We start from the raw sequence: 18,733 nt of genomic DNA, 5'->3' as shown, positions 1-18,733 counted from the left end.
TTAAAATTTAAACAAATGGAAGAGTACATATTAATTACAGGAGCATCATCCGGAATAGGGTACCAAATGGCTATTCAACTGGCAGAAAAAGGCAAAAATCTGATTTTGGTGGCGAGGAGTGAGGAAAAGCTGAAAAAACTGAAGGATGAATTAATCAGTATCTACAAGATCTCTGTGTTTTGCATAGTCAAAGACCTGTCTGTGGTGGATAATGCAATAGAGCTCTACGGTGAAGTTCTTGAGAAAAATCTGCTGGTTACGGGTCTTGTAAACAATGCCGGTGTTGGGACTTATGGAGAATTCATAGAGACTTCCCTGGAAGAGGAACTGAAGATGATCGACTTGAACATTTCCAGTCTGGTAGTACTCAACAAACTTTTTGCGACTGATATGGTGGCAAGAGGATCAGGACGGATCATGAATGTATCGTCAGTTATGGCATTTCTGCCGTTTCCGTATTATTCGGTTTACTCTGCAACGAAAAGTTTCGTACTGGCCTTTACGGAAACACTTGCTTCCGAACTTGAGGGAACGGGCGTTGTGGTTACTGCACTCTGTCCGGGACCGATCGATACCGGATTTTACACCGAGGAAATGCTCAAGGCCAAAATGGTGAAAACCAACAAGCCGGTACATCCTGAAGTCGTCGCTGAAGAAGGTGTTAAACTTTTGCTAAACGGAAAAGGCAAAAAAATCGTTGGTTCTATGAATTGGTTTCTGTCCAATCTTCCACGGTTTATGCCGGATTTTCTGATGATGAAGATTAAAAAGAATTTGGCGAAAAGTACTTAAAAATAGATTTCAGTAAAGTAAGATGTGATATTGTTCTAGTAGTTTAATTATAGGATGATTTTTGATGTATAAAGAATCAACCGTGCAAGTTTCAGATAAATCTCAAAAGGTAAGTGGCTCCAGTTCATTACCTTTTGAGTGATTTTTATAATACTACGTTCACTATCGACAATTTTACATAAAAAGTGATTATTTAGCAATCATCTTTTTATGATTGATTCCCCATTCCTTCAAAGCGTAGATAATGGGTGTCAGTGTATCTGCATAAGGTTCTGACTTGTAAATTATCTTGACAGGATAATCATCAATGATAATTCTTTTGATTAATTTATGCTGTTCCAAATCTTTCAGCTCCTTTGCTAAAACTTTCGGTGTAATTCCCTCAATACTGTCTTGAATATCGGTAAAGCGCTCGTTCCCGACACCAACGGAGATGATGATCGCCAGTTTCCATTTACCGTTGATGACTTCTAGCGCATCTTTAACAGGTTTCACAGTGTTGAGACAATCGTTGTATGGTTTCTTTTTTGCCATTATATTGATGTATTAAATATCCGAAGAACGTTCTGCATTGATTTCATCCATCAACTCAGCAAAAAGCTGTGCCGATTTTATTCTGTCTTCCAGTGCAAAGATATTGGAAACCATAATAATTTCATCAACCTGAGTTTTGTTTAGGAAATCTTCTACCTGTTTTTTAACCGTTTCCTTGCTTCCCACAAACGAATATTTCAGCATCTGATGTAGACTTGGGTGTTTCAAAACCTCTTTAAGGTCTTCTGTCATTTCTGTCGGAGGTTGGAGTGGTTTTGAATTTCCGGTCAGGATACCAAAAAACATTCTGATCAGTGAAGTAAATGAACGTTCCGCCTCTTCGTCTGTCTCCGCAACAATGATGTTGACGCCGGCGATTGTGTACGGTCTGTCTAAAACTTCCGATGGCTGGAATTCTTCCCGATAGATTTCCAAAGCCGGGTGAAGATGGGTGGATGCAAAATGACTGGCAAAAGCGTAAGGCAAACCTTTCGCTGCAGCGAGATGAGCGCTGTCTGTGCTGGAGCCTAAAATGTAGATGGGAACCTCAACGCCTTCCGCAATCGGAACTCTCACTTTAGAAGTTTTATTTTCTGCTGAAAAGTATTCCTCGATTTTTTCCACTTCAGCAGGAAACGAATGCGCTGCTTTCATAAAATCTGAACGGATTGCCTGTGCTGTCGGCATATCAGTTCCCGGAGCTCTTCCCAATCCCAGATCTATTCTGTTGGGATAGAGTTGTGCTAAAGTTCCAAACTGTTCTGCAATAACCAGCGGAGAGTGGTTGGGAAGCATAATTCCGCCGGAGCCGACTCTTATATTTTTTGTATTTTCAGCGACATAACCAATTAAAATCGAGGTAGCACTACTTCCCACTGATTCCGAATTGTGATGTTCTGCAAACCAATATCTGGAATAATTATTCTCTTCTGCAACCTTCGCCAGTGTAAGCGAATTATTTAAAGTTTCTTTAAAACTGCTGCCCTCTGAAACAATGGCCAGTTCTAAAATTGAATATGATGTTTTTTTACTCATTATACTTCTTTGTAATGTTCGAATCGTACTTGAAAAAATTAACAGCACAAAGTTACAAAATACTTTACAAAAGAAAGTGATTATAAATTAGATAGCTAATATTGATGAGTCCTATCATTAAAAATACACTTTCCTAAAGGAAAGTACTATCAAAATGAAAGTAAATTTAACCTAACTTTGTCCCATCGAAAACAGATTAAATTATACAGATTTAAAATCAAAAGACAATGAATAAAAAAAACCGTGTTACGGAAGTTTTAGGAATCAAATATCCAATTATTCAAGGGGCAATGTCGTGGGTGACCAATGCTGAGTTTGTTGCAGCAGTGAGCAATGCCGGAGGTCTGGGAATGCTGGGTCCTCACGCAGGTCAGAAAACAAATCCTAAATCTTTGGACGAAATTACTGATAGGCTCAGAAAGGAAATTCGTAAGGTAAAACAGTTGACCAATAAGCCTTTTGCAGTGCCGGTAATGCTGTCTAATGACCTGACTACCGTTGATGTCATCGCTGATCTGCTCATTGAAGAAGGTGTTGAAGTGGTTCTTATCAACGGGATTGAAGATTATGAATTTGAACCTTTGGCGAAAAAACTTAAATCAAATAACATTAAAATAATCTATCGTGCATTGAATCCAAGTGTAGAGAATGCAAAATATGCAGAAAAAATTGGAGCCGATATTCTTGTCGCCACCGGATTTGATGAAGGTGGTACTGTGCCTGATAAAATCATTGGTACGTTTTCCATCATACCGATGATATCAGATGCCGTGAATATTCCGGTGATGGCTGCCGGAGGAATTGCTGACCTCCGTGCTGTTCGTGCATCGTTTGCATTAGGGGCTGAAGGAGTATTTGCAGGAACAGTATTTATTGCAACAGAGGAAAATCCTGCGGCCGAAAATGTGAAACAACTCATTGTTGACCATACAGCCAGCGACTTATTGATTTTCAGAACCAATCCGGCTTACTACCGCTCAATTCCAACACCTTACAGTCAGGAACTTTTGGAAATGGACGAACGGGGTGATTCTCGGGATGAAATTGCCAATAAAATGTATGGCGAGCAGGGCTTAAAAGTTGGAATGCTGGATGGGGATATTCATAGAGGGTATATCACAGTTGGCAATGGAATTTCTTACATAAAGAATATTCGTCCTGTAAAGGAGGTTGTCGAAGAGTTGATGTATGATTTTAATTAATACAGTTTTAAAATCTATATTGTAAGGTAAGATTTAAGTTCATCAATATTTAAAAACGAAATGAATAAGACCGGAAAAAAGTTGAAGTTAGGAACCGTTCTTGACGGTTTAGGTTGGAATCATATGGCGTGGCAACATCCCGCGATGCCTTCTGATGCTAGCGAAAACCTTGATTTTTACATCAAGCAGGCTCAGTTGGCGGAGTCTGCCAAGTTCGATACTTTGTTTTTGGTGGATGTCAGCCACGTTGGTCCCGGAAATATTCCGCACTACCTCAGTATGTTCGAAGGCGTTAGTATAATGTCTGCACTCAGTGTGATGACCAAAAATATTGGGCTTTCCGCTACCATCGCATCTTCTTACGGAGACCCTTACAGTGCTGCAAGGCAGATATTGTCGCTGGATAAAATTAGCAAAGGACGTGCTTCACTCAACGCCATCACTTCCAATCCTGGTGGAATGGTCAATTTCAGCCGTGGACATTTGACGAAGAGAGACCAGTACCCGATGAACAAGGAATTTATTGAAATTGTACTTGGACTTTGGGATACCTATGAGGACGATGCCTTTATCCGTGATAAGGAAAAAGGAATCTTTTTGAATCACCATAAAATGCATCACGTCAACTATCGTGGAGATTATTTTTCAGTAGAAGGTCCTTTGAATATCAGTCGTTCGGTTCAGGGTAGGCCTGTTCTTTATACCGCAGGAACTTCTGAAAACTTTATGGAAATTGCCACCAGTTATACAGATGGCGTTTTCACACACGGTATTGATTTGGAAGATACTTCGGCGTTGGCACACAGAATCAGGCAGAAACTTGTTGCAAAACAGAGAAGACCGGAAGATTTCATTATTTCCATCTCACAAAATCCCATTGTGGGTGAAACTGAAAAAGATGCGATTGATAAATATATGGAGCTGATGCAACTCAATCCGAGAAACAGTCTCCCGAGACCACAATTTTTTGGTTCAGCCGAAATGGTGGCATACCAGATTCAGAAATGGCACGAAGCAGGAGCGATGGATATGCTTTTAATACGACAGGACCATCCGCACGGTCTTCGTGATTTTATTGATTTGGTCGTTCCAATTTTACAGGACAGGGGCATTTTCAGAACAGAATATGAAGCGGATACGTTGAGAGGTAATCTTGAAATTCCAAATCCGGCATTCAGAAAAATTAATTAAAAATTAAAAAAAATTATTATGAAAATAGGAATTATTGGTACAGGAGCCATTGGCGTTACCATTGCAAAAAAAATGGTAAAAGCGGGTCATACTGTAAAAGTAGCTAACTCAGATAATGGTGATAAATTAAAGACCCGTGCCAAGGAATTGGGTGCTCAGCCTTCTTCGTTAGAAGATGTAGTCAATAATGTGGATGTCATTATTTTATCCTTGCCAACGGTGGCGATTCCAACTTTACCGAAAAATATTTTTTCCAACATTGATGATCGGGTCATCATTGTCGACACTTCCAACTATTATCCTTTCCGTGATGCTCAAATAGAGGATTTACAAAACGGTAAAACTGAAAGTGTTTGGGTTTCGGAACATTTGGGCAGACCTGTGATTAAAGCTTTTAATAATCTGCTGGCAGAAACATTACTCAGCGGTGGAAAAGAATCAGGAAGTGAAAACAGAATTGCAATGGCTATTGCCGGAGATGATGCAAATGCCAAGAAAATAATTGCAGGTCTAGTTAATGATGCAGGATTTGATGCGGTTGATTCCGGTAGTCTGGAAAATTCCTGGAGACATCAGCCCGGAACGCCGGCATATTGTACAGAGCTTAATAAGGAAGAATTGAGGATTTCATTGGACAAAGCACATAAAGAAAAAGCGCCTACAATTAGGGATAAAGCGATTAAAGACCTTGGCAGTAGAACAACTTACCCTTCACATCAGGAGATTATTGAGTTTAACAGGAATCTTTTTACCGATAAGAAATAATGAAATAATCTACAAATATCGATGTAACTACAAGCTGGCCTTTTAACTTGATATCGATAGTTTAGTAATTAACATTTCATTGAAAAAATACAGTTGACATTTAAATCTGGTTTATCGAAACCCTTATCTTTGTATGCAGTATGCTGAACCACTTATTTACAGAAAACAATTTTTCCCCAACATCTACTGAAGAACTTTTCAGAACATTTACTGAACCGTCGCAAGTCGGAGAAATAATCAGTTTTTCACGTAAGAAATTTTATTCAGTTATTCTTCTTGATGGCTCTTACCAAATTGATTTTGAAGAAACCAGCCTGCCTTTGGAAGGAAAAAATATTTTGTTCACCACAACAAAAGTTCCTTTCGGTATCCATTGTTTTAAGGAAAATAAACCTGCTCGGTCCTGTGCTTTTTCAGAAGACTTTATTACAAAGGCAAATTCAGGTTATGAACTGCTTTCTTTCAGCGTTTATAAACCTGGAAGTCAATTTATCTATACTCTTGATGAATTTGAATATGATAAGTTTTCGACAATTTTCAAAAAAATAGCGAAAGAGGATTCAAATGAAGTTAATCCGTTGCAGACATCATTATTGAGGCATTATACAATGGAGTTGATTCTCAACGGGCAAAAATTACAGCCTTCCGCATCGTATATCAATCGCAGAAATACCGCAGAAGTTGTTGCTTGCTCGTTTATAAGACTTTTGGAGAATCAGTTTCCTATTGATGAGCTTACAAAAACCATTGCTATAAAGACCCCCGGTGAATTTGCTGAGGCGCTACACTTGCATCCCGTCTATCTCAACAGACAGGTGAAGAAAGCCAAAGGTCGCACGATGAGTGATTTCATTGCGTCACGAGTGTTACAGGAAGCTAAAATCCTTCTCAGAACGACAACCTGGAACATCAGCGAAATTGCTTCTGCGCTGGCCTTCGAGGAAGCTTCCCATTTTAATACCTTTTTCAGAAAGCATACTGAAGTGACACCTTCGGAATATAGGAATTCCAAAGTTTGAATTGTGTAAGCATTGGTTGCATTGTCGCTATAACTCGGATTGAATAAAGACTGAGATTTGCATCAAACAAAAATCAGTACAATGACACAACAAAAAGTAGCTCTGGTTACCGGTGGTAACAGAGGAATAGGAAAGGAAATCGTAAAGAAGTTAATAGAAAAAGGCAATGCGGTGATTTTTACCTATCGCTCAAATGAAAAGGAAGCGGAAGACCTTATCGCAAAATTTGAATCCACAGGAACTCGCATAAAGGCTTTAAAACTGGATGTCTCGAAAATCGAAGAATTCGAGAGTTTCTCTGAGTCGATCAAATCAATTCTAAACGAATGGCAGTTTACAGGTATCGATTCTTTTGTAAACAACGCAGGAATTGGATTTTTTGTACCATTTGAAGAAGCAACGGTTGCTCAGTTCGATGAAATGCTGAATGTTCATTTTAAAGGTCCCTTTTTCCTGACCCAGAAATTGCTGTCATCAATCAATAACGGCGCAAGCATCGTCAATATCAGTTCCACTGCAACCCGTGTGGCACTTCCCGGATTCTCTGTGTATGCTGCAATGAAGTCAGCTATGGAAACCGTCTCATTATATCAGTCCAAAGAATTGGGAGCGAGAAAGATCCGTTCCAACAGTATTTTACCAGGACCGGTTGCAACCGATTTCTCAGGTGGGGCCGTACGTGATATTGAAGAGATTAATAGCCAGATCGCTCAACAGCACGCATTGGGTAGGGTAGGTTTGCCAAAAGATATTGCTTCTGCCGTGGCGTTCTTATGCAGTGAAGACTCTGCATGGATCGACGGGCAGGCAATCGAAGTATCGGGAGGTTATATGTAAAGGATCTCCTGAAATTATGTTAAAGTATAGAAACCCGCTCTCTTAAGCGGGTTTTGATATTATGATCCACAAATATTCTACCAAGTTTTGGTACTAAAGACGTTGAAAAAATAGTAAAATGTCTGATATTTTTAATATCTTAAGTCGATGAAAAACGAGGATGTCATCAAGCCATACACCATTAGGAACATCATCAACTACAGAAAGCTCGATTGGAGTATTTCAGATGATTTTCTGTATCTTACAGATGTACCGGAGATCTTCGAGCCTTTTGAAATGAAACCGCATTATTTCGCCTATGGAATCATCAATTCGGGAAGTATCACGATCGAAGTAGATTACCAGAAATTTCTGATAGATGAGCGTTCCTTGTTGATCTACCGTCCTGAACAAAATGTAAAGGTCATAAAGATAGAAGCAGGTACAAAGGGAATGTTTGTACTTTTTACGAAAAAGTTTATGGACTGGCGAGACTCCCACTTCATTCCGTAAATACAGTATTGATAAATCCATAAAATGATAAAGTTTGTCCAACTTCGGGTAAGCAATAGGAGATAATCAATCGCTAATTTTATTTTATAATTAAATTCAATTAGTATGGAACGATTAAAAGGAAAAATAGCCATTATTACAGGTGCATCCCAAGGAATGGGAGAGTTGCACGCAAGAAAATTTATTGCAGAAGGAGCTAAGGTCATACTTACGGACCTTAATGAAGAAAAGGGAAAAAAGATAGCTGATGAATTAGGTGAAAATGCTTTGTTTATAAAGCACGATGTTTCGGATGTGGAGCAATGGAAAGATGTTGTAGCGAAAGGTGAAGAAAAGTTTGGACCCATTAATGTTTTGGTCAACAATGCAGGAATTTTAGGTCCGATAAAAACGGTAACCGAAATAACGGAAGAGGAATATCTGAAGGTAGTTGAAATCAATCATAATGCTGTTTTCTACGGAATGAAGTGTACGATTCCGTCTATGCAAAAAGCTGGTGTCGGTTCCATTGTGAATATTTCCTCAGTTGCCGGAATTGTCGCAATTCCTGGATATCCAAGTTTGGCCTACACGGGTAGTAAGTTTGCTGTCAGAGGTTTTACAAAGGCAGCAGCGGTAGAATATGGTAAAGATAATATCAGAGCCAATTCAGTGCATCCAGGATATATCAAAACTCCAATGATGGTGGAGGCTACTGGCGAAGACGGAAGCGGAGCAGCAGATGTTACGCCTCTGGGCAGAATGGCAGATGCAAGTGAAGTTAGTAATCTGGTCGTATTTTTAGCCTCTGATGAATCATCTTTTCTTACAGGTACAGAGCAGGTCATAGACAGCGGGATGAGTATCCAATAGCTCATTGTTTGCTGATGAGCATTAAATTTATTTTTACTAGCGTCATTTTTAGAAAGCGGTGCTATTTATTTTTATAGACTGTAGAGAATTCTATAACACTTTTTACAGGTAATCATGAGTTTGATTCTCGTAAAATTGTGCTAAAACTTACTACTTATGTATCCATAAAAGTGTCATTCAAAGTCCGAACTTTGCACTGTCAACAAGAATAAATGATTTACAGATTATGAAACATTATAAAGACATCAGCAGCTTCAATAAGGATATCGGAGTGGAAACCCCGGAACATCCTTTGTTCAGCGTAACTTTTGGTCACAAAAGCGATGGTGGAATTGAGGATATTATTTTCAGTGCCGATTTTTATATCATCTCTTTTCAGACATTTATTTCAGGAGACATTACCTACGGGAAGAAAGAATTTGACCATCAAAGGGGAAAGATGACTTTTTTTCGGCCTAATCAAACGGTTACATTTAAAAATGTAAAGGTGGAGGATGGTTGCTTTTTGATAGCGGTCAAAGAAGATTTTCTGTCCGGCACCTCTTTATTCAGTGAGATGAAAAGCTATGGCTATTTTGATTATGAGACCAAGGAAGCCCTGTATCTAACACCCAGTGAAGAAGAGACCATCTGGCATCTTGCACTTACTATGCATAAAGAATCATATAATAATACGGATGTTTACAGCAAACAAATTCTTCTGGCGCATCTTGGAACTTTATTGACTTATTCCCAGCGATTTTATAAGAGACAGTTTATCAATCGAATTGAAGCGACTGGTGCTTATGCCGGCAGATTTCAGCAGGAACTTGATAAATACTACAATGAAAGAATAATGAGTCAGACAGGTCTTCCGACGGTATCCTACATGGCAGAGAAACTTAATCTGTCTTCCCGGTATCTAAGTGACCTTCTCAAACAGGAAACGGGTAAAACAGCAATTGAGCTTATCCATTTGTACCTCATAAAAGAAGCAAAAAATCTATTGATTGAAGGGAAAATGAACATTACTGAAATTGCATTTTCTTTAGGATTTGAAAATTCCAATTATTTCGCAAGACTTTTCAAAAAAGAGGTCGGGATCTCACCCAATGCATTCCGGGAAACTGGCTTAAACTAGAATCTTATTACGGATTTACTTACCTTAAGGCAACTGGGGCGGGAAGCGCTTTGTCTAATGCTAAATAGTACATCATATAAATAATAAAATTAAATTTAAAAATAATGAATACAGAAACACAACAATTATTCGAACCATTTTCCTTTAAGAAAGGGATCAGAATCAAAAACCGAATTGTAATGGCACCTATGACAACCTGGGCCAGCAATGAGGATTACACCGTCTCAGAGGATGAGATCAACCACTACGAAGCCCGTAGCGGAAACGTTGGTTTGGTCATCACTGGCTGTACAAGAATACTCGCAAATGGTATTGGTTTTACAAATGAATATGCGGCTTACGATGATTTCTTTCTACCCGGTCTTAAAAAATTGGCTGCTGCTGCTAAAAAGGGTGGCGCACCTGCCATTCTTCAAATCTATCACGCAGGTAATAAGGCAGTGTCGGATTTGATTCCAGATGGTATTCCCGTAAGTGCAAGTGCTGTAGCTTTGTCACCATCTGCCTTGTATGCAGGTGGTATCGTATCACGGGAATTAACAAATGAGGAAATTTTGGAAATGATTCGGGCTTTCGGAGAGACAACACGCAGAGCGATAGAAGCTGGTTTTGACGGAATTGAATTACATGGGGCTCACGGATTTCTTTCGCAGAATTTCTTTTCACCCTACTATAATCAGAGAAACGACCATTGGGGCGGAACAGCTGAAAAGAGGATGAACTTTGCACTGGAAGTTATCAAAGAGGTCAAGGATGTCATTACAAAATATGCTGACCGTCCGTTTCTGATAGGCTTCAGGATATCTCCCGAGGAGCCTGAAAGCTACAGAATAAGAGATACATTTCCACTGATTGATAAGCTGATTGATTCAGGAATTGATTATCTTCATGTGTCATTGGCAGATCTGCTTCATCAGAAACCGGCTGGTGAAGAAAATGGTGATGCAACGATATTAAGTTTGATACTTGATCACGTTTACAACAGAATACCTGTAATCTCAGCAGGCGGTATCAAACAAGGCGATGATGCGGTAAAGGCAATTAATATGGGATTGTCTCTGGTCGCTGTTGGACACGGATTAATTATAAACCCTGATTGGGTCGAACGTGTGGAAAATGGTGAGAAGGTCGATGAAGTTTTGAGTTTATCGAAGGCCGATGAGCTGGCTGTTCCTAAAAAGCTGCAGGCCTTCATCAAAGTTGCCACAGGTTTCTTTAAAGTAGTTGATTAGTAATTAATTTAAAGGACTCTAAATTTCAAATATATTTGAAGATATAAATATTTAAAATTATTATGCTTTGAAAGCCTTGCAATTTATGATGCAAGGCTTTTTACAATTAATCTAGCTAGCAGAGACTGACCTTAGACAAAGTAACTATGAAATTCTTCAATTACTTAAGATTTTAATGATAAATTACTTATAAAAATATAGTTTTTGATCCCATTTTTTTTCGTGATAATTTAATTTCATGTTCTTGTGGGTATGGTTTGCGTGAGGTCATACTTACATCCTCCCGCAGACTTCTTTCCATTTCCCTGGCTCTGTCCTGATCCATTGAATATCGGGGGTCGGCAATCAATGGCATCTTCGCCATCTTTGTGATGGTGACTGTGGGAAAATGATAATCCACCTCCACAGTACCTAACAACAAATAAATTCCGCCTTCCTTAAAAGGAAATTTTCTAAGGCTGTCAGGAAAGTGGGCTGTGTCAAAATATTGTCCTTCAGCATCAATCCAGGTCCCGAAAAACATATCATCTTTTTTACCAGATTGGTTTTTCTTTTTGATAGGAACGTGCTTTCTTGAGATCAGGTAGGCAAGCATTTTAACCTGTCTTTTATGATATTTCAGTAAATGCTTTACCATCACATGGCCTCTGTATTTCGTTTTTAAAAGGTCAAAGATAGAATGGGAGACAGGAAATCCCAGTATTTCGATCTCATCAAAAGCATCTTCAAATCCGTTTCTTTCAATGACAGGCAGATGATAATCCTTTTGAGGTTCCTCAAACAAGGAAATGATCTTGGTATTATACTGACCTTTTGAGAACAGGAATCTTGCTTCGATCAGAAGTTCATGCTTTTGCTTTCCAGTGAATCTGAAGGCACCGACAAAGATCAATATCTGTAAAGTTTCTATACCAATATTGATCCTTTTGACAAAATCCTCAAGCGACCTGTAGTTACCATTAATCTTTCTTTCCTCAGGAATGAACTGTTTGACAGTGGCCTCCATTTTTTCAATATGCATAAGACCTAAGTATACATCTGTTCCATAGACCGTCGTCTGAAATTCGCTAAGGTTGACGCATGGATTGTGAATGGTTGCTCCAGACATTTTTAGCTTCGTGGACATAAACTTCCATTCTGTAAAATCCACCGCCGTTATTGATGGCAGATACCATAAATTCTATAGGGTAGTAGGCTTTCAAATAGAGACTTTGATAACTTTCTACAGCATAGGATGCGGAATGTGCCTTACAGAATGAGTATCCTGCAAAGGATTCGATCTGCCGGTAAACTTCCTGAGACAATTGTTCAGGATGCCCTTTCCTCTTGCAGGATTCAAAGAAATCATCCTGTAATTTCTGTAAAGCTGATAGTGAACGTCCCTTTCCGCTCATCGCCCTTCGAAGGACGTCACCATTTTCTGCAGAGACTCCACTAAAGTGTAATGCGATCTTTATCACGTCCTCCTGATAGACCATGATCCCATAGGTCTCACCGAGCTCTTTTTCAAAGACCTCGTGAAAATATTCAAACTGGTCGGGGTGGTTATGCCGGAAGATGTATTCCCGCATCATGCCGCTTTGTGCCACCCCAGGGCGAATGATAGACGATGCTGCAACCAATACCTTGTAGTTATCACATTTCAGTCTTCGCAATAATCCGCGCATTGCCGGAGATTCAATATAAAAACAGCCGATGGTCTTTCCGATACTTAATAATTCATTGCATCTTGATTCATTCTTTGAAATTGTTGTATCCTCTATGTCCACTTTAATGCCTTTCTTTTCTTCAAGCAGTTTGACTCCATATATATAACCTCCGTCTGGAGTTGTATCTGAAGAAAATAAATAGTCATTATCAGATCCTCCATAACGTGCTGTGATAGGCTTAAAATTAAGATGGTCAAAATGCAATTGCCGGAGAAAACTTGAAAATTGTAAAAAGTTTTATTTGAATTAAGTAAAATTATAAGATTCATATATCTGATAAAATCAATTTTTAGTTTATTAATGAAGTTTTATATATTCATAAAATTTATTTAGTGATAGTAGCACCATATGTTATGGAGTTCTTAAGAAAAGAATTATAGTAAATTATTGAATCACTTTAATTATAAATACATAATTCTTAAAATGCAATCGTTTACATTGATGTTATGTTCTGCATTAATGTTTTATGATTAATTATTAATCAAATTATTGGTGAATTATATAAAATTTATAAATTTGACTGAATCAAAAAAATATTAACTATGAAACTCAAATTCAAAACCACATTATCTGTGGTTGCAATGGGTGCTATACTGGCATTCGCTTCATGTACAAACGCCCAGCTTGAAATGCTTCAGACAGAAAATTCAATTGGGACATCACCAAATTCACTGGTTTCCAAAACTGTTGTTCCTTTAGCAAATTGTGTAGCTCCCGGATGGGCCTCCCAAAATGGTGGTACTAATGGTGGCGGAACGGCTGCTGAAACAACGGTAACAAATTTTTCTGAGCTTAAATCGGCTGTTGAAAATTCAAATGTTAAAGTAGTAAAGGTTGTCGGAACCATTACGCTAACTACACGCTTATCTCTTCAGGACCAAACAGGGAAAACAATTTATGGAGTAAGTGGAGCAAAGCTGGTTTCCTCCAATCAGACTAAGGATGGTTCAGGAATTATCAATATTAAGAGATGTAATAATATCATTGTACGAAATCTTATTTTTGAAGGCCCCGGAGCTTATGATACTGATGGTTGGGATAATGCAATTCTTGATGATTGCAGAAATGTATGGATCGATCACTGTGAGTTCAGAGATGGAGTAGATGGTAATTTTGATATAAAAAATAAATCAGATTTTATTACGGTATCATATACCAAATTCCACTATCTAAAAACTCCAAAAGCAGGCGGTTCAGGAGGGACTGATGATCATAGATTCTCTAATCTCATTGGTTCTAGTGATGGTGCTACTGCCGATGCAGGTAAATTAAATGTAACATTCGTACGCTGCTGGTGGGCACAAGGCTGCAGAGAACGTATGCCGAGAGTCCGTTTTGGAAAAATTCATATTCTTAACAGTTATTTCAACAGTACAGTAAGCAATAAATGTATTGCCGCTGGTGTTCAAGCTAATATTTTAGTGGAGAGAAATGTCTTTGAAAATGTGAAGCAGCCTATAGATTTAATGAGTGGATATACGGCAGTTACTGAAACCGGAAGCACTTTTACCAACGTGACCGGAAACAAAGTTGGAAATGGTACTGCATTTACTCCACCATATACAATAGGAAAACTTACAGTAGGTTCTGTTAAGTCTGATGTAATGGCAAACGCAGGAGCTACCTTAATTGGAAATATATGTGAAACTTTTTAAGAGAAGAGTATGTATTATGTAAAAGCTTGACCCAATGGTCAGGCTTTTTTTCTTATAACGATTCTTTAAAAGAACTGTTGTCGTTGTTAAAATATTATTGGAATGTTGTAAAATCATTGGCTCTGGCTCTAGATTGGGCGAGTTTTCTATATTTAAATAAAAAATCTGTTGGTGTGAGAGGCTCATTATTATATGTCCAAATCCAGATTTTAAAATAATTTCTCAACTGCTTGATGTTCTCAAAAGATAAACATCTAAAAATGGATTGGTTAACTTCGTTAGAACACAATTCTCATGCTCTATACCTTAAAAAGATCACAAAAATATAGCAACAATAAACCTAGCATTTGTTTGCAATGCGCCTGGGGCCTTGAAGGATGTAAAAAATAGACGGAGAATATCTGGTAAAGGGTGAAAATGTCACTGGATTCAACAATACTGAGGAAAGATGCTGTTCAACTGACCGATGTTGTTCCTTTTTTGGTTGAAGATATGCTTAAAAGAATGGTGGTGTATATAGTAAAATAGAAGATTGGAGTACTTATGTTATAGTTGACGGAAGAGACTGGTCACAGGACAAAATCCTGCCTCATCTGAAAAAACGGCTGAGGAACTTTTAAAACTGATTTAGGCTTCATCATAGAAGATGAGACGTATGAGCTTCTACTGTAGAATAGTTTCATTTTTTGGAAATATTAAGATAATCAGGCCTTTTTTTTAAATACAATTAACACGGTTGATCATCTTCATATTCATTTTAACTTGTATTTAAGTTATAAAAATGAAATCAGAAAATTGTCTATATATATGATAATTTCTGATAAATAAAAAAATATCATAATGTCTTCTTCTTATAAATAATCTTGAAAATTAAATTGGTAGATTTAAATATATTATTACTTTATTATAAATAGAAAAAAATGATTTATTTTACCGAATGAACTGTTACAGTTTTAAATTTATCCAATATAGTATGATAATTTTCTGATAAATAAAATCATATCATCATATCTTCTTCTCATAAATAACCTATTGAAAATTAAATTGGTACATTTAAATATATAATTACCTTATCATAAATAGAATAAAAAATTGATTTATTTTACCAAGTGAATTGTCACAGTTTTAAATTTATCCAAAGACCTTTACAATCGTTTCAATATCTGTGCTTTTATAATCGGTATAAATATGAGAATGAAATTCATTAAGTTTTTTCAAAATCCTCAGAAGTTCATTCTTCTCATCTTTGTCAAGCTTTCCGGATAAAAGTTTTGATGTTTGGTTGACTTTTGCTACCGATAGATGAAATGTTTCCTCACCCTTTTTGGTCAAATTGAGTCTTTTGCTGCGCTTATCATCTAAGTCATTTTTTTCTTCTAGAAATCCTGCTTCCAAAAGTCTTTTGATAATTTGAGTTCCGGTCTGTTTTTCGTGTCCGTTTTTTTCGATCAACTGAATTTTCGTTAAAAAAGGTTCGTCTTTTAAGCGGTACAGATAAGTAAATTCTTCATTCGCTAATTCAGGAAAATCTCCTAACCCTTTTCTGATTAGTAATTTAGAATATCGTCCTAATAAGAGAACCTGTTTGCAAATTTCATTTTCGGTAAATGAAACCTGATGTTTTTCATTCTTAAAAAGCTTAGTCGGACTTTCGTCGGAATATTTTTTATCATTCATCCACACCCGAAAATCGTCCACAGTCGAGTTATGTTTACACACATCAGAATTTTCAAATTCTTTGACTTGATGAAGTAATTCTATGATAAAATCAGTTTGCATTTTTGTAATTTATGGTAAAGATATTAGTTTTTGGGAATGGTTACAATTTGATGTTACTCATTCCGCCGTCAATCCCGATGATTTGTCCTGTAATCCAAGATGAATTTTCAGATAATAAAAACTCAACCATTTTTGCGATTTCGTTCGCATTTCCAACTTTTTGCAACGGATGTCTCTTTCCCGAAGCTTCTCTTTTTTCAGGTGTTGAAAGAAGTTGTGAAGCTAAATTAGTATCCGTTAAAGAGGGAGCAATGGCATTAACTCTGATTTTCTGAGCAGACAATTCAGCCGCCAGACTTTTCGTTAAACCTTCAACAGCACTTTTACTTGCAGAAATCGAAGCGTGAAAAGGCATTCCTAATTTTGCAGCCACCGAACTGAACAATACAACAGAAGCACTTTCCGACTTCTTCAAATTAGGTAACAGCTTCTGAATCATTTTCACCGCACCCAAAACATTGACTTCAAAATCATTCTTAAAATCTTCAATCGAAAGCCGATTAAATGGTTTTAAATTAATACTTCCCGGCGAATAAACCAATCCGTCAATAACTTCAGGGAATGTGATTTTATCCAGATTCCCCGAAATGATATCTATCGGATGAAATTCAATATTTAAATTTTCAATTTTAGGATTTTCTGTTCTTGAAATGCCGATTACATTGTAGTTTTCCGACAATATTTTTGCAGCAGCAAATCCAATTCCCTGTCCGCAACCGATAATGACTATGTTTTTCATTTTTCTAATATTTTTACCGTTTCGAAATTTTATTATGACTTATCATCCGTTGTCTAGTGCACTTAAATCTCTCAATTTCAGGATTTCTCTTCATCAGATGTTTCTGGCTAACTCCCGAATTCACTCTCATTCTCCAAAGTCTAAAACTCGAAGGTTTCAATTCTCTTCGCATCACGTCAATCACTTCAGATTCAGAAATTCCAAACTGAAATTCTATTGCTTCAAACGGCGTTCTGTCTTCCCAAGCCATTTCAATGATACGGTCTGTCTGTATTAAATTAAATTCTTTCACAATTATTTTAAATTTTTAATCGTGTGCTGTGCGATTTTAAAGTGTTCAGATTTTTTCTCATCCGTCATTTTATCCAAAGTTCGCAACATCATTCCCAATCTTGGATTTGTTTTGAAAAATTCTCTGTTATCATTCACAAAATTCCAAAAGAGGGCATCCCATTTTTCCGTCCAGCCGTCATCAGAGTAATCGCTCATCTTTTTGATATAATTGCTTCCGCTGATGTACGGTTTTGTACTCATTTTTCCGCCGTCAGAAAAGCTGCTCATCCCATAAACATTCGGAACCATTACCCAATCGTAAGAATCGATGAACATCTCCATAAACCATTGATAAACGTCGTCTGGATTGATTTTCAACAGATTCATAAAGTTGGCGAAAATCATTAATCGCTCGATGTGATGCGCATAACCACTTTCCAAGACCTTCAAAATTGTGCTGTCAATCGGTTTAATTTTAGTCTTTCCAGTATAAAAAGATTCGGGTAGTGGATTTTGATGTTTCCAGTAATTTTTATTCCGCTGAAAAGTTCCCTGATAGAGGTAAATCCCCCTCACAAATTCTCTCCAACCTAAAATCTGACGCACAAATCCTTCCAGAGAATTGATGGGGATTTTATATTCGTTCGCATATTCAATAGCTTCTTTCAAAACGTTTTCAGGAGCCAAAAGTCCAATGTTTAACAATGGCGAAAGCACGCTGTGATGCAGAAAATGTTCACACTCCACGATACTGTCTTCATATACTCCAAAATCGGCAAACCGCAGTTCAAAAAACTGATTCAACCAATTTTCAGCTTCCTCAAAAGTGACGGGATAGAGTTGATAGGAAGTTAAATTGCCATAATTTTCATTGAAATTTTTCTCCGTATAAATTTTTGCTTCATCATAATATTTGCTGTTTTGAGGAAAATGAACAGATGGTGCTTTTTTGTTTTTAGGATATTTTTTACGGTTTTCTGTATCGAAAGTCCATTTTCCACCGATTGGTTTTCCGGCTTTCATCAGAATATTTCGGGAAATTCTCTGTTGCTTGTAAAAATCGGTTTGATGATAAGATTTTTTATCTTCAAAATAGTCTTTTAAATCTTCTCGGGTATTTATGAATAAAGGACTTTCAAGAATTTCTAATTTCAATATCGTTTCCTTAATTCTCTTTTCAAGCCAATCGTCGCAAACATCCGTAATGAGAATTTTCTCAAATTCTTCTTTTTCTAAATGTTTAATTAAATTCCGAATATCAGAAAGTGGGGAAGTGCTTTCAATATATTCAACCTTGAATGTTTTCTTGGTCAAATATTCCTCATAAAACTTCATACTCGCCCTGTGCAAGGCAATTTTCTGTTTGTGAAATTTGTATTGTTTGAAAAACAGAAACTCTTCCACCAAGAAGACCGGTTGATTTTTATCCAAATAATCCGTGTCTTTAAAAAGCTGATGCGGAAATATCAACTGCGCCGTACTTACTTTTTTTGATGGCATATTTTTC

At 37.3% G+C, this 18,733-nt stretch carries 17 protein-coding genes and 1 pseudogene; 11 read left to right on the top strand and 7 right to left on the bottom strand.

Annotation, left to right across the window (positions count from 1 at the left end; translation table 11 throughout):
• Positions 1-15 precede the first annotated feature (15 nt).
• Positions 16-792: an SDR family NAD(P)-dependent oxidoreductase gene (locus tag OEA66_RS00365; protein WP_267279479.1), complete on the top strand. Its 777-nt coding sequence runs from the start codon at positions 16-18 to the stop codon at positions 790-792.
• Positions 793-981: 189 nt separating this feature from the next.
• Here the strand turns inward: OEA66_RS00365 and OEA66_RS00360 are convergent, their stop codons facing one another.
• Both OEA66_RS00360 and OEA66_RS00355 read right to left on the bottom strand, forming a co-directional pair.
• A complete protein-coding gene (locus OEA66_RS00360) occupies positions 982-1,326 on the bottom strand; it encodes a winged helix-turn-helix transcriptional regulator (RefSeq protein ID WP_230653836.1) in 345 nt (114 codons plus the stop codon).
• A gap of 12 nt (positions 1,327-1,338) precedes the next feature.
• Positions 1,339-2,361, bottom strand: a complete 1,023-nt coding sequence (locus OEA66_RS00355) for an LLM class flavin-dependent oxidoreductase (protein ID WP_375379281.1) — start codon at positions 2,359-2,361, stop codon at positions 1,339-1,341.
• Between the two features lie 227 nt (positions 2,362-2,588).
• On the opposite strand from OEA66_RS00355, the gene OEA66_RS00350 reads away from it, so the two are divergent.
• The 9 genes from OEA66_RS00350 to OEA66_RS00310 all read left to right on the top strand — a co-directional run bounded on the left by OEA66_RS00350 (position 2,589) and on the right by OEA66_RS00310 (position 11,071).
• Entirely contained in the window at positions 2,589-3,563 is a 975-nt protein-coding gene (locus OEA66_RS00350; protein WP_267279478.1) for an NAD(P)H-dependent flavin oxidoreductase, read from the top strand.
• A gap of 60 nt (positions 3,564-3,623) precedes the next feature.
• On the top strand, positions 3,624-4,754 hold the full coding sequence (locus OEA66_RS00345; protein WP_267279477.1) for an LLM class flavin-dependent oxidoreductase: 1,131 nt from the start codon (positions 3,624-3,626) through the stop codon (positions 4,752-4,754).
• 18 nt (positions 4,755-4,772) lie between these two features.
• The gene (locus tag OEA66_RS00340) at positions 4,773-5,519 is read left to right on the top strand and encodes an NADPH-dependent F420 reductase (protein ID WP_267279476.1); all 747 of its coding nucleotides are present in this window, start codon (positions 4,773-4,775) and stop codon (positions 5,517-5,519) included.
• A gap of 140 nt (positions 5,520-5,659) precedes the next feature.
• Positions 5,660-6,538, top strand: coding sequence for a helix-turn-helix domain-containing protein (locus OEA66_RS00335; protein ID WP_267279475.1), 879 nt, complete (start codon positions 5,660-5,662; stop codon positions 6,536-6,538).
• 81 nt (positions 6,539-6,619) lie between these two features.
• Entirely contained in the window at positions 6,620-7,375 is a 756-nt protein-coding gene (locus OEA66_RS00330; protein ID WP_267279474.1) for an SDR family NAD(P)-dependent oxidoreductase, read from the top strand.
• A 147-nt stretch (positions 7,376-7,522) separates the two neighbouring features.
• Complete coding sequence (locus tag OEA66_RS00325; protein ID WP_267279473.1) at positions 7,523-7,867, top strand: hypothetical protein; 345 nt, start codon at positions 7,523-7,525, stop codon at positions 7,865-7,867.
• Positions 7,868-7,972: 105 nt separating this feature from the next.
• Entirely contained in the window at positions 7,973-8,719 is a 747-nt protein-coding gene (locus OEA66_RS00320; protein ID WP_267279472.1) for a glucose 1-dehydrogenase, read from the top strand.
• Positions 8,720-8,945: 226 nt separating this feature from the next.
• The gene (locus OEA66_RS00315; RefSeq protein ID WP_267279471.1) at positions 8,946-9,839 is read left to right on the top strand and encodes a helix-turn-helix domain-containing protein; all 894 of its coding nucleotides are present in this window, start codon (positions 8,946-8,948) and stop codon (positions 9,837-9,839) included.
• 104 nt (positions 9,840-9,943) lie between these two features.
• Entirely contained in the window at positions 9,944-11,071 is a 1,128-nt protein-coding gene (locus tag OEA66_RS00310) for an NADH-dependent flavin oxidoreductase (RefSeq protein ID WP_267279470.1), read from the top strand.
• Positions 11,072-11,258: 187 nt separating this feature from the next.
• Here the strand turns inward: OEA66_RS00310 and OEA66_RS00305 are convergent.
• Positions 11,259-12,873 (bottom strand): annotated as a pseudogene (locus OEA66_RS00305) (helix-hairpin-helix domain-containing protein); the annotation flags it as partial.
• Positions 12,874-13,322: 449 nt separating this feature from the next.
• Between OEA66_RS00305 and OEA66_RS00300 the strand changes: the two are divergent.
• Positions 13,323-14,435, top strand: coding sequence for a pectate lyase family protein (locus OEA66_RS00300; protein ID WP_267279469.1), 1,113 nt, complete (start codon positions 13,323-13,325; stop codon positions 14,433-14,435).
• A gap of 1,131 nt (positions 14,436-15,566) precedes the next feature.
• On the opposite strand, the gene OEA66_RS00290 is transcribed toward OEA66_RS00300, so the two are convergent.
• From OEA66_RS00290 to OEA66_RS00275, 4 genes are read right to left on the bottom strand one after another with little or no spacing between them, the layout of a single operon-like run.
• Positions 15,567-16,214 carry a MarR family winged helix-turn-helix transcriptional regulator gene (locus tag OEA66_RS00290; protein WP_267279468.1) on the bottom strand — a complete coding sequence of 216 codons (648 nt, stop codon included), beginning with the start codon at positions 16,212-16,214 and terminating at the stop codon, positions 15,567-15,569.
• Between the two features lie 40 nt (positions 16,215-16,254).
• Entirely contained in the window at positions 16,255-16,953 is a 699-nt protein-coding gene (locus OEA66_RS00285; RefSeq protein ID WP_267279467.1) for an SDR family NAD(P)-dependent oxidoreductase, read from the bottom strand.
• 13 nt (positions 16,954-16,966) lie between these two features.
• Positions 16,967-17,248, bottom strand: coding sequence for a TIGR03643 family protein (locus tag OEA66_RS00280; protein ID WP_267280061.1), 282 nt, complete (start codon positions 17,246-17,248; stop codon positions 16,967-16,969).
• Positions 17,248-18,726, bottom strand: coding sequence for a cryptochrome/photolyase family protein (locus OEA66_RS00275; protein ID WP_267279466.1), 1,479 nt, complete (start codon positions 18,724-18,726; stop codon positions 17,248-17,250). Before OEA66_RS00275 ends, OEA66_RS00280 begins: the two co-directional genes overlap by 1 nt.
• Positions 18,727-18,733 lie beyond the last annotated feature (7 nt).

Source organism: Chryseobacterium luquanense (genome assembly GCF_026460945.1).
Classification (GTDB): Bacteria; Bacteroidota; Bacteroidia; order Flavobacteriales; family Weeksellaceae; genus Chryseobacterium; species Chryseobacterium luquanense.
This window is presented reverse-complemented; position numbering and strand designations above follow the sequence as displayed.

Coding starts and splice junctions, on each gene's coding strand:
- OEA66_RS00365 (WP_267279479.1), top strand. CDS start 16: ATGGAAGAGTACATATTAATTACAGGAGCATCATCCGGAATAGGGTAC.
- OEA66_RS00360 (WP_230653836.1), bottom strand. CDS start 1,326: ATGGCAAAAAAGAAACCATACAACGATTGTCTCAACACTGTGAAACCT.
- OEA66_RS00355 (WP_375379281.1), bottom strand. CDS start 2,361: ATGAGTAAAAAAACATCATATTCAATTTTAGAACTGGCCATTGTTTCA.
- OEA66_RS00350 (WP_267279478.1), top strand. CDS start 2,589: ATGAATAAAAAAAACCGTGTTACGGAAGTTTTAGGAATCAAATATCCA.
- OEA66_RS00345 (WP_267279477.1), top strand. CDS start 3,624: ATGAATAAGACCGGAAAAAAGTTGAAGTTAGGAACCGTTCTTGACGGT.
- OEA66_RS00340 (WP_267279476.1), top strand. CDS start 4,773: ATGAAAATAGGAATTATTGGTACAGGAGCCATTGGCGTTACCATTGCA.
- OEA66_RS00335 (WP_267279475.1), top strand. CDS start 5,660: ATGCTGAACCACTTATTTACAGAAAACAATTTTTCCCCAACATCTACT.
- OEA66_RS00330 (WP_267279474.1), top strand. CDS start 6,620: ATGACACAACAAAAAGTAGCTCTGGTTACCGGTGGTAACAGAGGAATA.
- OEA66_RS00325 (WP_267279473.1), top strand. CDS start 7,523: ATGAAAAACGAGGATGTCATCAAGCCATACACCATTAGGAACATCATC.
- OEA66_RS00320 (WP_267279472.1), top strand. CDS start 7,973: ATGGAACGATTAAAAGGAAAAATAGCCATTATTACAGGTGCATCCCAA.
- OEA66_RS00315 (WP_267279471.1), top strand. CDS start 8,946: ATGAAACATTATAAAGACATCAGCAGCTTCAATAAGGATATCGGAGTG.
- OEA66_RS00310 (WP_267279470.1), top strand. CDS start 9,944: ATGAATACAGAAACACAACAATTATTCGAACCATTTTCCTTTAAGAAA.
- OEA66_RS00300 (WP_267279469.1), top strand. CDS start 13,323: ATGAAACTCAAATTCAAAACCACATTATCTGTGGTTGCAATGGGTGCT.
- OEA66_RS00290 (WP_267279468.1), bottom strand. CDS start 16,214: ATGCAAACTGATTTTATCATAGAATTACTTCATCAAGTCAAAGAATTT.
- OEA66_RS00285 (WP_267279467.1), bottom strand. CDS start 16,953: ATGAAAAACATAGTCATTATCGGTTGCGGACAGGGAATTGGATTTGCT.
- OEA66_RS00275 (WP_267279466.1), bottom strand. CDS start 18,726: ATGCCATCAAAAAAAGTAAGTACGGCGCAGTTGATATTTCCGCATCAG.